This window comes from Scatolibacter rhodanostii (assembly GCF_900197595.1).
Classification (GTDB): Bacteria; Bacillota; Clostridia; order Oscillospirales; family Acutalibacteraceae; genus Scatolibacter; species Scatolibacter rhodanostii.
Window position 1 is genome coordinate 196067 of record NZ_FZLO01000002.1, and the last position, 14335, is coordinate 210401.

The 14335-nt window shown below is 40.5% G+C and carries 11 protein-coding genes and 1 CRISPR repeat array (1 of these 12 only partly in view); of the genes, 3 read left to right on the forward strand and 8 right to left on the reverse strand.

What is annotated here, in order from left to right; translation table 11 throughout:
• Positions 1-1638: a CRISPR direct-repeat array (repeat unit 32 nt; unit sequence ATTTCAATCCACACTCCCGTGTGGGGAGTGAC) (it extends 4647 nt beyond the left edge of the window).
• A gap of 168 nt (positions 1639-1806) precedes the next feature.
• From cas2 to CS931_RS05525, 8 genes are all read right to left on the reverse strand, one after another.
• The gene (gene cas2 / locus CS931_RS05490; RefSeq protein WP_099204773.1) at positions 1807-2097 is read right to left on the reverse strand and encodes a CRISPR-associated endonuclease Cas2; all 291 of its coding nucleotides are present in this window, start codon (positions 2095-2097) and stop codon (positions 1807-1809) included.
• A 9-nt stretch (positions 2098-2106) separates the two neighbouring features.
• Positions 2107-3138 (reverse strand): type I-C CRISPR-associated endonuclease Cas1c, encoded by a 1032-nt coding sequence (gene cas1c, locus CS931_RS05495; RefSeq protein WP_099204774.1) that lies wholly within the window; start codon positions 3136-3138, stop codon positions 2107-2109.
• Positions 3135-3803: a CRISPR-associated protein Cas4 gene (gene cas4, locus CS931_RS05500; RefSeq protein WP_099204775.1), complete on the reverse strand. Its 669-nt coding sequence runs from the start codon at positions 3801-3803 to the stop codon at positions 3135-3137. The genes cas1c and cas4 overlap by 4 nt, the downstream gene beginning before the upstream one ends.
• On the reverse strand, positions 3785-4675 hold the full coding sequence (cas7c, locus tag CS931_RS05505) for a type I-C CRISPR-associated protein Cas7/Csd2 (RefSeq protein ID WP_099204776.1): 891 nt from the start codon (positions 4673-4675) through the stop codon (positions 3785-3787). Before cas7c ends, cas4 begins: the two co-directional genes overlap by 19 nt.
• A complete protein-coding gene (gene cas8c, locus CS931_RS05510; RefSeq protein ID WP_099204777.1) occupies positions 4668-6428 on the reverse strand; it encodes a type I-C CRISPR-associated protein Cas8c/Csd1 in 1761 nt (586 codons plus the stop codon). Before cas8c ends, cas7c begins: the two co-directional genes overlap by 8 nt.
• A complete protein-coding gene (gene cas5c, locus CS931_RS05515; protein WP_099204778.1) occupies positions 6425-7078 on the reverse strand; it encodes a type I-C CRISPR-associated protein Cas5c in 654 nt (217 codons plus the stop codon). Before cas5c ends, cas8c begins: the two co-directional genes overlap by 4 nt.
• A gap of 16 nt (positions 7079-7094) precedes the next feature.
• The gene (locus CS931_RS05520) at positions 7095-9233 is read right to left on the reverse strand and encodes a CRISPR-associated helicase/endonuclease Cas3 (RefSeq protein WP_099204779.1); all 2139 of its coding nucleotides are present in this window, start codon (positions 9231-9233) and stop codon (positions 7095-7097) included.
• Between the two features lie 353 nt (positions 9234-9586).
• On the reverse strand, positions 9587-11539 hold the full coding sequence (locus tag CS931_RS05525; RefSeq protein ID WP_099204780.1) for an AraC family transcriptional regulator: 1953 nt from the start codon (positions 11537-11539) through the stop codon (positions 9587-9589).
• Positions 11540-11786: 247 nt separating this feature from the next.
• Here CS931_RS05525 and CS931_RS05530 point away from each other — a divergent pair, with 247 nt between their 5' ends.
• The 3 genes from CS931_RS05530 (at position 11787) to CS931_RS05540 (ending at position 14049) form a co-directional block, all read left to right on the forward strand.
• Positions 11787-12845: a helix-turn-helix domain-containing protein gene (locus tag CS931_RS05530; protein ID WP_242964910.1), complete on the forward strand. Its 1059-nt coding sequence runs from the start codon at positions 11787-11789 to the stop codon at positions 12843-12845.
• Positions 12846-12954: 109 nt separating this feature from the next.
• On the forward strand, positions 12955-13401 hold the full coding sequence (locus CS931_RS05535) for a VOC family protein (protein WP_200814950.1): 447 nt from the start codon (positions 12955-12957) through the stop codon (positions 13399-13401).
• A gap of 72 nt (positions 13402-13473) precedes the next feature.
• The gene (locus tag CS931_RS05540) at positions 13474-14049 is read left to right on the forward strand and encodes a flavin reductase family protein (protein ID WP_099204782.1); all 576 of its coding nucleotides are present in this window, start codon (positions 13474-13476) and stop codon (positions 14047-14049) included.
• The last annotated feature ends 286 nt before the right edge of the window (positions 14050-14335 follow it).

Sequence of the window (14335 nt, forward strand, 5' to 3'; positions counted from 1 at the left end):
AGATATTTCAATCCACACTCCCGTGTGGGGAGTGACTAGATACTCTTCAAAAATATTTAAAAAGCGGAAGGATTTCAATCCACACTCCCGTGTGGGGAGTGACCGTGCAATCACAACGCAAAAGCAAAATGAAAACAAATTTCAATCCACACTCCCGTGTGGGGAGTGACGATTAGTTTTTAATGACGATTATTATGACATCGATATTTCAATCCACACTCCCGTGTGGGGAGTGACATCTTTGCAATCACAATTAGATGTCGCTACCAGCATTTCAATCCACACTCCCGTGTGGGGAGTGACAATCCACACTTTGGAGTATGTGATAGCTGATACAATTTCAATCCACACTCCCGTGTGGGGAGTGACATGTAAATTGTCAACCTGCCAGTTGATAATTTACAGATTTCAATCCACACTCCCGTGTGGGGAGTGACTTACATCATTCACACACCACACAACCGCCGAGGGTATTTCAATCCACACTCCCGTGTGGGGAGTGACGATTTACATATCCGAGTTTGAGGAGGTGCGCACATATTTCAATCCACACTCCCGTGTGGGGAGTGACAAATTTAAGCATATCGCAACAACCTGTGGATATGCATTTCAATCCACACTCCCGTGTGGGGAGTGACAATTATTGCCCGGAGTGTGCGGAGCGGTACCGTAATTTCAATCCACACTCCCGTGTGGGGAGTGACGCTTTTGTGTAGCTTCTCCGTTTTGCCATTTTGTATTTCAATCCACACTCCCGTGTGGGGAGTGACCTACTGTACAAGTGGTTACAGGTGATATTGACACTATTTCAATCCACACTCCCGTGTGGGGAGTGACACAATGCCGGAGCTAATAAGCTCTCAATCAAAAATTTCAATCCACACTCCCGTGTGGGGAGTGACTTTCACTTCTTCTCAATGACCCTGTTGCAGCCAAAAATTTCAATCCACACTCCCGTGTGGGGAGTGACGCGGTTATTGTCACGCCGATACAAAACTCCTGTGATTTCAATCCACACTCCCGTGTGGGGAGTGACGCAGCGGTCTTACCTTGGTGACATTGCTGTTGCATTTCAATCCACACTCCCGTGTGGGGAGTGACCGATACAGCACAGAATATGCGATTTAGGCCTAAAAATTTCAATCCACACTCCCGTGTGGGGAGTGACTGCAAAACAGCGTATTGATGATGCTGCCTACTGGATTTCAATCCACACTCCCGTGTGGGGAGTGACCAAATTAGCAATGCCATGAAATATATTTTAGAGGGATTTCAATCCACACTCCCGTGTGGGGAGTGACGATTTTTCTAGGCTTGAAGAAAACAGCTTGGGCAAAATTTCAATCCACACTCCCGTGTGGGGAGTGACAAGTATCTGAAGCAATAATAAAATATCAAGAAAAAATTTCAATCCACACTCCCGTGTGGGGAGTGACTTCTTGTTGCATCACAATAAATCCGATAGGACAAAATTTCAATCCACACTCCCGTGTGGGGAGTGACATTGCCGATTATTTGGTGGCGCAAGAAGGTGTTACCATTTCAATCCACACTCCCGTGTGGGGAGTGACACTTGCTGGGGTGTGAGTTCTTGCCCCTCTTCGACATTTCAATCCACACTCCCGTGTGGGGAGTGACAGCAAAAAGTTATAATTTTTGCTTGTAAAAATTTAATTTGTTTGTCATATATTTTTAATTTTTTGCTTGTTCAGGTGTAAACTTTCTTTTTAAAGATTAATATCCATTTAGAATCAATCAAAAATTGGTGCGAGCCCTCTTGTAATTTATGTTTGCTTATCCTTCGCACTAAACCATTAATACACCTTCTGGTTCGTAACTTGTCTTTGCACCAAAATGTTCAACCTTCGTTTTGTAATTTTTTCCTAGATAATAAAAACGTAGGCTGTCCTTTTCTTGGTCGATGATACTGCAAAGTTTATGTTGAAGCATTTTGGCCTGTGCTGCATCTAACAGACACTCAAAAACACTATTTTGCACGCGCTGGCCATAATTGACACATTGCTTTGCAATTAGGCGCAGCCTTCGTCGTCCTGCTGAATCTACTGTATTGACATCATAAGAAATAAGTACCAGCATTTCAACCACCTACTTCCACAAAAAAGGAGGATATCCATCTAAATCATCTCGCAAATATCTTGCCAGCAATAAGGACTGTACGTACGGTACTAATCCCCATGGAATTTTCTCCTTCAAATAGGGATGCGTTATCGTTTCTCGTTTTCGCTCTTGCCACGCTTTAATCACGGTTTTTCGTCCCTCATCGGTCATTAGGGTCGCTCCACTCTCTCTATCCTGAAAATCTTTGGCTTTTATGATTCTATTATTGATTAAGGTCAGCACAAAGCGATCTGCAAAGCAAGCACGCAATTCCTCCATCAAATCCAATGCCAAAGAGGACCGCCCCGGACGGTCACGATGCATAAATCCAACGTAAGAATCTAGTCCTACAGATTCAAGTGCTGCCGCACAATCATTAGCCAGCAAAGAATAAACAAACGAAAGCATGGCGTTCATTTTATCTAGGGGAGGTCGTCTGCTTCTTCCTGGAAAATAAAAATTTTCTTTATCATTTAATATCATTTCGTCTAATACTGAAAAATAAGTAGCCGCCGTTTCTCCTTCTAATCCTCGCAGTGATTCCAAAGTATCCACATTTTGAATTTTAGGCAGCATATCTTGCAATATTCCCGAAGCATTTTGAAGCTTTTCTTTATCAATTCTCATGCCATGATCTCGAATAGTTCGCTCAACGCTCCACCTAGCGTTATACACTTTTCCAAATATCATGTTCCTCGCAATACGAGAACTGGCACTAACGTCGTCAGCTATTCGGTATTGCGTTCTTCGCAGCAACACATTTCCATTTGATTTACCTACCGCTCGTGCCAAAAAGCGACCATTTGGTGTGCAAAGGCACAAGTTGATATTGTGCTTGGCACAGGCTCCCATTAGAGAGGGACTAGCACCCGGATACGTAAAAGTGACAATATTTTCTAACGTATGAAGAGGAAATCTTGCCAATTCTTTCTTTTCCTGCTGCACAATCACATTTTCTCCGTCAAGGCTCAGATAAGCATCAGGCGTTGTCACAAAAAGCGTGTTGAGAAGTTTCCTCATAGATTTTCCTCCATATAGTCTTTGACAGAACGAATCTTCATAAGAGCCGGCAAGCAAACCTCTTTTAAAGAACAGGCATTGCAAGCTTTTGTTCGTTTCACTTTTGGTGTATATCCACGCTCGTGCAGCTGGTGCATTTCTTGCAAGGCGTCTTCAATTTCCTGTCTAAGTTCCTTAGTGAATTCCACAGGAAAGCGGCGCTTTGTCTTACCATAAAACAAAGCACCACGCTCTATTTTGCAGCACAGCATTTCTTCCAGACACATGGCTTGTCCACAAAGCTGTGCTGCATCACAATTGTTTTCTTTTGGTTCACCGTTTTTATATTCCACCGGAAAGGGAATCCACAAGCCGTCCAAATCGTGAATGGACACCCCTGCCTCATCACGATGAAATTCCACAACATCACATTGACCTGAAACCCCTAAACGACTGGATTTCACACTGATTCCACGGGCTATGACCGTGTTACCTCGTCTTTCTCTGTATGTTTCATCGTGAGCACGCTCATGCATAATTTGCCCATCGATGGTACGCAGATTTTCTGCCCAAAGATTCTCAACGTGAATCAAGGCCCACTGCCGCCGACAGAAAAGAAAATGCTGGAGTCCTGATAACTGCAGAAAATCTTCTTCCGGATAGCCGCTTATTCCATTTGCGTGCATGTCACACCTTCCGGAATCGCTATTTCATCTACCGAAATTTCATAGTCACTATAACTGCGTGCTATCTCGACATCTTCTTTGCGTTTAACACTGACCGTCTCAAACAGCTTATAGGCAGGCGCATTGCCAAACTCTGAATCATGCTTGAAGATAATCAGCTTCCGAACCGCCATTTTTCCTCTGGCAGCAGAATGGTCATGCTCAAACATATTGAGAATAGCTTGCCACAGCAGTTCAATATCTTCTTCTGAAAAACCTGTTGTTTTACGGGCCAAATTCGCCGAAACATAGCCCTCACAACGATATAGACCGTAAGGCACAATATATTTACGTCCCATTTCTGTTCCCTTTTTTTCAGCATCTTTTTCAGTCGTAATGGCAACACGAGTAATCGTTACCTCCTGTGGAATAACAGGGTCAACAGAGCGGGCAAAACCAAGCTGCACAGGGCCACGAACTTGTCCGCAATTAAGTGCCGCTTTCACAAAAGTCGTCATAACTGCCCCAAAAGTACGAATATCAAAGAAGTTGCTGCACATGAAGTCCCTAATTTTTTCGTCGATCTTCTCGTCTTTTTTCTTCTTATCTTTTATGGTTTTATCGTCTGCACCAACATACTCATAGGCTTCTAAATCACTACGATTAAGCGGCACTTTCTCTTTAATATAAATGCGATAACCGCTTTCTCCCTCTTTCACGGTCTCTACATAATTTCTGATTTTTCTTTTTAAGCAAACATCTGTTACTAACCCAAAATTGGTTTCGGGGTCGATGCGAGGCATATTGCCTGCGTCGGGGTCACCATTGGGATTTCCGTTCTCCACATCAAACAAAATAACAAATTCATATCGATTTTTAATTGCTTCAGACATTTTCATTTTCCTCCTTGGTTGTTTGGTTTTCATTTTTCTTTTCATAGCGTTTTTGTGTCTGATGATAATAACCTAGTTGAAAAATACCTTGATCATATAAATTGTGGTGAACCGGATAGCTGTTTGTAATCATCGCCATCAACTCCCCCATTTTTTTAGATAAGTTAATTTTAGAGCCAATTTCCAACTTGCGTACATGCTTTTCTGACAAACTGACAATAATGGGGAACACAACAGAGGGCGTTGCACAAGCCGAAGTAAAATATTTATCCTTGATGGTTGTAACGCCACTTGCTTTATTTTGAATTTCCTCCAACACGGCAAATAACCTTCCTAAAACATAAGGTTGATAGGTTGTTTGTTCATTTAGTTCCACTGTTAATACCTCCTTGTGATGGTCTATTCTATCTAAATAAGCTTTTATAATGGCCGCGCGCCCTCTAGTTATAGTGCGTTCTGCGCGAATTCTCAGCTGTGTTTGCTGATAGAGTGTCGACGGATAACGCCCCCCTGTCAAAATGGCTCTGAGCATATCGCCCGACATCTGTGGAGAAGCCACTTTTTCTCTTGCATTTTCATTCACAGTTTCACGCAAAAGCGCCCACAAAGGGATATTTTTATAGGTATTTCGATTATCCGGCACCACTTCAATTCTTTTATAATGATTTTGTATGTTACGAATCATGCTGCCAAAACTATCACAAAAAAAGAATCTTACTGAAAGTCTGGCGGCATTGGGTGCCAATGACAGCACATAAAATCGATTTTTAGGGTTTACTGGACTCCCTTTCCAGTTGACAACTTCTCCATTTGCCACTTTGCCCATTAAGTCATCTAAGTCATTGTCGTCTACTGTGTCTTGATTTTCTGCTGTATTGTTTGCTCCGTACATATAAGCGCCAAAACACTCTTGGGGCGCTTGCTCCGCATCTTCTGACCAATAGACAAGTGTTGAATCACCTATACGCTTAACGTGTTCTCGTTCTGATAAAAGGTGATTTAGAACAGTTGTATAAGCAAAGGCTGCATATTTGCTGACCGGGGCATTATAATTTTGCTCTCTGCCAAAAGAACAATAGGCCGGAGCATTGAACGACACCAACGCTGCCCCACTTGACTGTGCCCCAGCTACCCCTTTAACAGAAGGATGAGTTGCTGCTGGAACCCTGCTTTCTCCTGTAATTAAACAAGGCATTTTGTCGCCTGTTTCATCTTGATCATAATACTTTTGCCAAGCCGCCTTTATCTCTTTTTCTTCGAGCGGATAGTGATTCTGGAAGTAAAAAATAAGATTAACCGAACCCTCTAGCTCTTCTATATAGGGTAGAATAAGTTCATTTTCTCTTGCTTGTGAGGCATCCCATGTATTAAAAAATAAGCAAATCGCCTTTGCGTAATCATTATCAAGCTCCGAAAGAATCTCTTGATGCAATTGTTTGGCAGCAGCGAAGCAATCCAACACTCTTTGTGGCTTTTCCTTGTCTCCTATGCCTAAAAAATAGGCCGCATTTTCACATAAGAAATTGGAGCTGATTCCCACTGTTTTTTTCACTCGTGCCGGCAACTCCATTTCTCTTGGTACCATTCTCTTCCCATCTTTACTCTCTGTTTTGAGCGGAAGAATAGAGAGCAGTTGCCCCTCGCTGTCAATTTCGAGTGCATGCGTGACCTTGACTCTTTCCCAACCCGGTCTGGCAATTTTGCCTTTATCGGCAAGTGCTTCATAATAAGCCACCAGTGATTGCAGTATCATCGGTACACCTCACAATCTTGTAAATCCAGCACGCCCTTTTGCAGTTGTGCCCGAAAAAACAAAGGCGTTATATTTTGACTGTCACTGTAGTCCATATCGAAAAGCATAAATCCTAGGTCGATGTCCTCATGGGGGTAGGCTGTTTCTATATCGCCGCCCTCCCATTTTTTAAAATTGACAGGGAATTCACGAGTACCAAAACAAGGTTGATGATAACATTGCCCTTTTTCCAATCGCCGTCGCATGATATCGCTGAACTTCCCCTCATTGTCGCTAGGTACTGCTTTATCAGTCATTTCAAAATGCGCTTCAATGACATAATGCACATTTTGCAAAATCATGGCTGCCCGTTGCTGAATATCATCAGAAGCACTAATAAAGATTGGTTTCTGGCTTCCTTCCATCACACTTTTTGCGTTTCTTCCTGATAAAACAGATTTCACCTCATTGCGGCGAACATTGGTAAATTGAATCTTTTCCATCACATAAATTTTATCAATTATCCATCTCATACCGGGGTGCCAATAAATTGCTTCTATAATTCCTCTAGCCGCTGAGGGTGTCATCACGTCATAGCTAACACGTTCTACTTTCATTTCAGGTCGAGAGAAGCACGCATAATCTCCCCAAACCTCTACCTTAACAGACATTCTCTATCACCTCTCATCAAACAATATGTTCTTGACCAAAATTGACTTCAAAAGAAAGACCGGTTTCTTCTTTATACAATAATATATCGCTGAGAACAGCAGAATCTATTCCTATTTTTTGAATTGCGCCCGAGCGAATCAACTCATTAAAATGCGGTTGATAAACGCTAACCGCATATTGTCCTGCCTTTCGCAGCAGTCCACGACTCATCATACCATTTTTCAGCAGATTGATAAGCGATTCTCCCTCTTTCCAAGGAACGTAAACCGTACAGCTGGCTTGCTCAATAAACTGGAATTCATTTGCCACTGTCTCAAACGGCATAGTCCCTTTTTGAATCTCACGTAGAATTTCTTTTTTATCCAAATCTTTTTCATCTTTCAGCCGATAGTACAAAAAATCAAAATAGGCTTGAATGGCTTCAGGTGAGGAAATATCCTCATAATCGCGCATAATACGCTGTGCTGCTGCTACATTCTGCAAAATTTCTTGGGGCGGCTTTTGTTCACTTTCAAAAATATAGACTAATCCTTTTTCCGGTGCTCCTTCGCGATTACAGCGCCCACCTGCTTGAATGATAGAATCAAGTCCCGCCAAAGCACGATAAACCACAGGAAAATCTACGTCTACCCCAGCTTCTACTAAGCTAGTTGAAATGACTCTGCAAGGCTTGCCCAGTTTCAATCTGTCCCGAATTTCATCAAGAACTTCTCGTCTATGCATCGGACACATCATAGTAGAAAGATGAAAGCAACCTTTTCCATCTAGCAAACCGTAAATCTTTTGAGCCTGCCTTTTATTATTGACAATACATAAAACCTGCTTCTGTTCATTTAAACGATACGCTACTTCTTCATCAGACAGCGGACCCGCTTTTTTGTACTCTACTCGTTTAAAAAAAAGATACATGTCTGACACATTGGGGCAAAGCTCACGGCTTTCAAACTCGGGGAGCAATTCTGCAAACAAAGGGGTAAGTGCTGGTTGTGTCGCCGTACACATAATAGCCGAACATCCATAATTTTTGATCAGCTCGGCAACGGCATGAATACAAGGCTTGAGATAAGGGACTGGAAGCATCTGCGCTTCATCAAAAATAATTACGCTCTCTGCTATATTGTGTAGCTTTCGGCATCGTGAAGGCCGATTGGCATATAAAGACTCAAAAAATTGCACTGATGTGGTAATAATAATAGGAGCATCCCAATTTTCGGTAGCAAGATAACGCTTGTCTGTAATTTTCCCGCTTTCATCTGTGGTATAATCCAAACTGGCATAGTGCGCCACGACGTTTTCCTCACCAAATATTTTTTCAAATACCTTTTGCGTTTGTTCAATGATACTCGTATAGGGAATCACATAAATAACTCGCCGTAAACCGTTTTCAAGAGCATGCTTAAGAGCAAAAGCCATAGAGCTGACGGTTTTTCCACCACCTGTCGGCACAGTCAGGCTAAAAAGCCCTGCTTTTTGACCACTACCCTCTATCAACGCTTTTAGAATTTCACATCGCTTTTGATTTAAAAGCTTATCTGATTTCCACCAAGGGGCAATAAAGTCGTCTAACTGCATATCCAGTTTTTTTAAACCAGTTCCCTCTAAGCGCTTTTGAGGGTTGTCCTCCATAAAAGCCTCTGTGTCCAAATAATCAGCATCTACCAAACAAGAATAAAGCATTCTGGTAAAGAAAAATCCTGTTTGAGCATTAGCCAAAAATCTTTTTGGTATCTCACAGGCCGAAACAGCCAGTTCATTCTGATAGACACGGTAGTCTTCTATGTCCTCCCCCACTTTGCGCAACATCTTGCCAGCAAAAGTAGGCTCATCTGAGGTTGCCAGCTTAGGGTTCCCTCCATTTGGAAGCCCACCATGGTGTCCGGCAATGCAAAACCCTACCGGAACATTTCTTAATTCAAGGCAAGCCACCTGTGCGCCTGCCGTCGAATGGTCTACCCTTTCATTTGAACCTGTAATTCGCCGCTGAAATTTCAGCGAATATTTCCCTATGTCATGCAAAATCCCGCATAAATACCCTAAATCTGCCGCAGAAAAGGCTTTTGCAAACTGTGATGCTTTTTCAGCAGTAGCCGTCAAATGATTTAACACACTTTGTTCTCTTTGTCCGTCTTCACTTATATGTGCTAAATATTGCATTCCTCTTTCCCACCTCCCAATGGGTGTTTTTACTTTTCCGTATTAAATCTGATATTCCCTCTCGACCATTTTAGATACTTACAAAGCATTTTTTAACTTTTATATCATTCTTTATTCAAGATATAGAATATCAGTCATTAAAATCATACTACTTCTGTCCATTATTTTCCATAACCAATTTGTAAATAATTTAGAATTTATTCAATTTTTACTTTTATTTTTATTGTTTTTACACAATACGACATATTTTGACATTATTTTCTTTTGCCAAAATAACAAAAACCGCTAAATTCAAAAATAGAATTACAGCGGTTTTTTTATTGTTTAATTAAAGTTTTTGGCAGATTATTTATTTATCCTTTAGCGTTTAGGAGCTGTTCAACCACATTATTTACCATCGCAGTAGAAGAAGAAATATCAGTATAATACGTAATAGCTGTATCCATAATCAGCACTTTACCGGCACTGACCGCTGGGATAGACTGCCAAACCGCATTAGCCGCAATACTTTCAGGCACTTCACCTAAATGGAATATGTAATCTCCGCAATAATCTGAAAGCACTTCCATAGAAGGGCCTCCCCAATATTCGCCGGCATCAATGATGCTGGTCTGTACGATTTCGGGTGCTTTTATGCCTAATTCTTTATAGAGAATGACACCTAAAGCATGTTTATCTCCTGCCACAGCAATGCTGCTGTCTGAAACCTGCATAGCAGAAACGGTTGCTTCTCCAAATTCTGCTTCGGCAAGCTTGGCTTTTCCGTCAGCAATGGCATCGTCATACTTTTTGAGTGCCGCTTTAGCTTCATTTGGTTTACTGAATATTTCACCCATAAACGCGACTCTCTCTTCTGTGGTCATTGTCCCATAAGGAACAAGTACCGTGGGCGCAATTTTTGAAAGCTCTTCATATTGCTCTTCATTGACAGAAACAATTAAATCAGGTTCCAAAGACATAACTTCTTCCAAATCAAAATCCCATTGCCCCAACTGAGCCGAATCTTTTAATTCGTCTTGGAAAACCGAGCCAGGCAGCACTTCTGATACAGCAATAGGAATAACACCTAATGCCACAGCATCGCCCGCCAAATAATGTACAATCACTCTTTGAGGATTGGTCGGAATTTCCACATCTCCCTTTACAGTACTGATTATCTTTGTTTCCGCTTCAGCAGGCTCTGCTGCTTCTTTTTCTGAAACCTGACTGCTTACTGCTGATGAAGCCTCCGTTTTTGTAGTGCTGCTATTATCTGCTGCCGGTGCACAAGCTGAAAGCAACAACACAAATGACAAAGCTGCTGCCAAAATGGTTTTACTCTTGAAATTCTGCATGATTAATCTTTCCCCTTCACCTTTGAGTTTTACATAACTAACTTGACTTTTCTCATTATAGGCGAAGGTTTTGGTGTTGCCAAGGTCATCATCTCTCTTCTGAAGCGACCTGTTCTCTCTATAGGCATTCGGCGGAAACCCTAAATGCTTAGAAAACATGCGCTGCAAGTTCCTTTCATCCTGAAATCCACAATAATCTGCAATTTGGCGAATAGACGCTTCACTGTTTTGCAGCAAATCCTTTGCTTCTGCTAAACGAATATAAATCAGATATTCTTGCGGACTTTTTCCGTTCTGCTGTTTAAATTTTCGATGGAAATGGCTGTAACTAATGCCAAACATCTCACAGATTTCCTGAATGGCTATCGCTTGGCTATAATTTTCATCCATATATCGTTTCGCCATAGCAATGACATCCGGCTCAAAAATCTGTATGCTTCTTTGCGCAATCTCTTCATAGATTTCATATACAAAGCGATAAAATGCCACCTTACCATAAAACAGATTTAGTGCGGTTGGTCCTTTCCACTTTTCATACATCTTTCTTAACTCTTCTGAGAAAAAAAGGGGATTTGCCGGCACAAATCCATACTGCTGTTCAAAAGGATTCCTTTTTTTCATGAGCCTTGAAAATTCTCCTCTATGGAAAGCCGGTTCACCCGCTTTATATAAAATCAAATAATATTCAAGCCAATCACAATCAGGAGAAATCGAGAGTTCTGTACCCTTTCTGCCATGAAATACGCCAAAACGCTCGATAGCATAAGAGTGCTTGTCCAAACATACCTCTGCCTTGCCTCCACTGGTATAAAGAAATGTATTTGCCGGCATGATGTAACCGCAAACTGCTTCTTGCCGAGAAATTAAATGGTGGCGAATATCTAAAAGCGAGATGGAAGCTCGATTCCAAAGATGAATGGCGTCTGCAAAATCTTCTGTCAAAAAATCCGATGCTTTTTTATCGTTATACATAGAAATACCTCTATTGTTCCCATTAGGTTAACTTAAACTAACTTTCATTATAACATGACACAATATCTTTTCGCAATGGGATAGACTTTTCCTGTTTTGTAATTAAAAGGCAACCTAAATTAAACTATAAGTCTTTTAAAATAGTATACAAATAAATATTATTTACTCACCTAGCAATTAGCTTGTCTTTTATAGTTCTAAATGGTATGATTTTCATAAAACAAGATTGAATTTTACCACGTGAGGGGTGTTCATACTGAACAGAGAAAAAATCATTGCCCTGCGGATGGAACGGCAATACCTTACTCGCAAGGCAAACGAAGAAGAATATTTAGCATTATATCGTGATTTACAACCTGGTCAAAATGTGTACTGGAATGGCTTTGGTAACCCACCAAGCCTGACTTACCGTGCCAACTTTGACGACATCGAATATAATCGAGAACGGCAAAGAATTCATCAGCTTGTAAAAGGGAGATTTGCTGGCGGCAACCTAGGGTGGATTGTCCCAGAAGATATGGAATTGTTTGCTTGTTTATATCGTAAACCATTGACCAAACCAAACCCTCGTCAATTGGCTCTTTTAGATTTGATTGAGAACGAAGGGCCGCTGACCATTCAGCAAATGAAAGAATGGATGGGTATGTTAGTGAAAGAAATCACCCCTGCACTGCACCGTTTGCAAGAAGCCTTCTTGATTTATGAGGACCAAAATGAGGGACAAGCTGACAGAGGCTGGTACCGATTTACGGAGATGTTTCCCGATGTAAATTTAGAAAAATATTCGCGGCAAGCTGCACTAAAAATTCTGCTTCAACGATTTGCCTATCGCATGGTTTGGTTTGATGCAGAAATGGTAAAATCATATTTTAAACTGCCTCTTAAAGACATAAAATTTGCTATAGAATCCTTAAAAACCGAAGACATATTAACAGAGCTAGCTAATGGCTATCTGTTGCAGTCAGACGGCAACCTGCTTGCAACTTACTCGCCTATACTCCCTAACTCTGTGTATGCTATGCACCGCAATGATATTCTGGTGAAGTCAAATGAACACTGGCTGAAAGAAAAATATACCCACGGCTATCCAGACACCTTATATTATCTGCTGATTAACGGTGAATTTAGAGGAGTTGTTGTTGGCAAATTTCGCTATACTTATGATATCAGAGATGTCATTCTTGATTTACCCAAAGAGGAAGCAATCCAGCTGAAAGACGAAATTTTGCAAGCTGTTTATCTTTTATGCGGAGAAGAAAATATAGTAGAAAAATATATGGGAGAAGAGTTACTCACCAATGCATGATGCTCCTATATCGCATTCATAAATCAGAATTCTAAAAATAGTCTGGATAAGTTTCAGCTTCACCCTATATGGTAATAATGGAGGAAATTCAAATGAAATATCAAGGCGTTTGTATTGCTGTAAAGGATATCCTCTTTCTAAAAAGTTTTATGAAGATGTATTCGGGCTAGAGGTCTTTCAAGACTATGGCAGAAATGTTTCTTTCGGTGGATTGTCTTTACAGCAGGACTTTGATTGGCTGCTAGAAATTTCAAAAGACAGCATTTTAGAAAAATCACACAATATGGAGTTGTACTTTGAAGAAAGCGATTTTGATGGCTTTGTTGCAAAACTAAAACAACGTAATGATATCTGCTATTTAGGCGACGGCATGAAAGAAACTGAATGGGGACAGCGCTCCATTCGCTTTTACGATTTGGATAGCCACATCATTGAAGTGGGAGAAAACATGAAAATGGTTGTCAAACGGTTTCTTGATTCAGGTCTATCTATGGAGGAAACTTCTAAGCGTATGGATGTTTCGGTATCTGATTTAACAAAGCTTTTAAATAGTTAACTTTGCCATTATTGTAAAATAGCTTAGTACCTAAAAAGCTATCCATTGTTTATTTTATATTGGGAGGCTATTATGGAAAAGATAAATATAACGCCAGACAAAGTTTTTTGTCCTCAACCTATGTACATAATTGGAACAAAGAATGAGGATGGACAGGCAAATTTCAGTGTGATTACTTGGATAGGATTCAGCTGGAATGACAGCCCTCATATCATGTTGTGTATAGGCGGAACAAAGAAAACAAAAGAGAATATTTTGAGAGACAAAGTTTTCTCGGCTAATTTGGTAAGTACCGATATGGTTTGGCTGGCTGATTATTTTGGTTGTACAAAAGGAAACGAAGGCCAGAAAGACAAAATTCCTTATGAATTTACGTGGGGAGAAAAAGTAGATGTGCCCATTATAGAGCAAAGCAAATGGGTCTTTGAGTGCCAAGTTAGCAAAGTTGTTGAGCTTACAGATAGCCATATTTTCGTGAGCAAAATAGAAAATATCCAAATTGATAAGCGCTTTGAAAATATGGATTTACAAATGATTGATTTAATGCAATTAGACCCGGTTATTTACGCTCCCTATCATTATTTTAGTCTAGGTGAAAAATTAGGCAGTTGTAATGAATGGAATCAGCATTTTAATTTATCTGAATAGAATCTTTCTTGAACTTCTGTAAAAGAAGTTCTTTTTTTTTGTTTAAATTTTCAATTATTAATGACAAATTGAGTAAAACAAAGAAATACACTCCTTTAAAAAAGAAAAGAAAGTATTTTCAATAAAACACATAATTTTTTTATCTTCTATCCATCACTTCTTATTCTTCTTTGCTCTAGAAATTTTATTTTAACAGTCGTATAATTTTTATAGGGGAAATTTTGATAAAAGGATAAGAGGAAATCTATGCAATACAAATTATACCAGCGCGCCCAAGAGTTTAAAA

What these genes read in the sequence shown, in the direction of transcription:
- cas5c (WP_099204778.1), bottom strand. Translation starts at nt 7,078, where the DNA reads ATGTCTGTTAAGGTAGAGGTTTGGGGAGATTATGCGTGCTTCTCTCGA.
- cas1c (WP_099204774.1), bottom strand. Translation starts at nt 3,138, where the DNA reads ATGAGGAAACTTCTCAACACGCTTTTTGTGACAACGCCTGATGCTTAT.
- cas8c (WP_099204777.1), bottom strand. Translation starts at nt 6,428, where the DNA reads ATGATACTGCAATCACTGGTGGCTTATTATGAAGCACTTGCCGATAAA.
- cas4 (WP_099204775.1), bottom strand. Translation starts at nt 3,803, where the DNA reads ATGCACGCAAATGGAATAAGCGGCTATCCGGAAGAAGATTTTCTGCAG.
- cas7c (WP_099204776.1), bottom strand. Translation starts at nt 4,675, where the DNA reads ATGTCTGAAGCAATTAAAAATCGATATGAATTTGTTATTTTGTTTGAT.
- CS931_RS05525 (WP_099204780.1), bottom strand. Translation starts at nt 11,539, where the DNA reads ATGTATAACGATAAAAAAGCATCGGATTTTTTGACAGAAGATTTTGCA.
- CS931_RS05540 (WP_099204782.1), top strand. Translation starts at nt 13,474, where the DNA reads ATGGAAAAGATAAATATAACGCCAGACAAAGTTTTTTGTCCTCAACCT.
- CS931_RS05520 (WP_099204779.1), bottom strand. Translation starts at nt 9,233, where the DNA reads ATGCAATATTTAGCACATATAAGTGAAGACGGACAAAGAGAACAAAGT.
- cas2 (WP_099204773.1), bottom strand. Translation starts at nt 2,097, where the DNA reads ATGCTGGTACTTATTTCTTATGATGTCAATACAGTAGATTCAGCAGGA.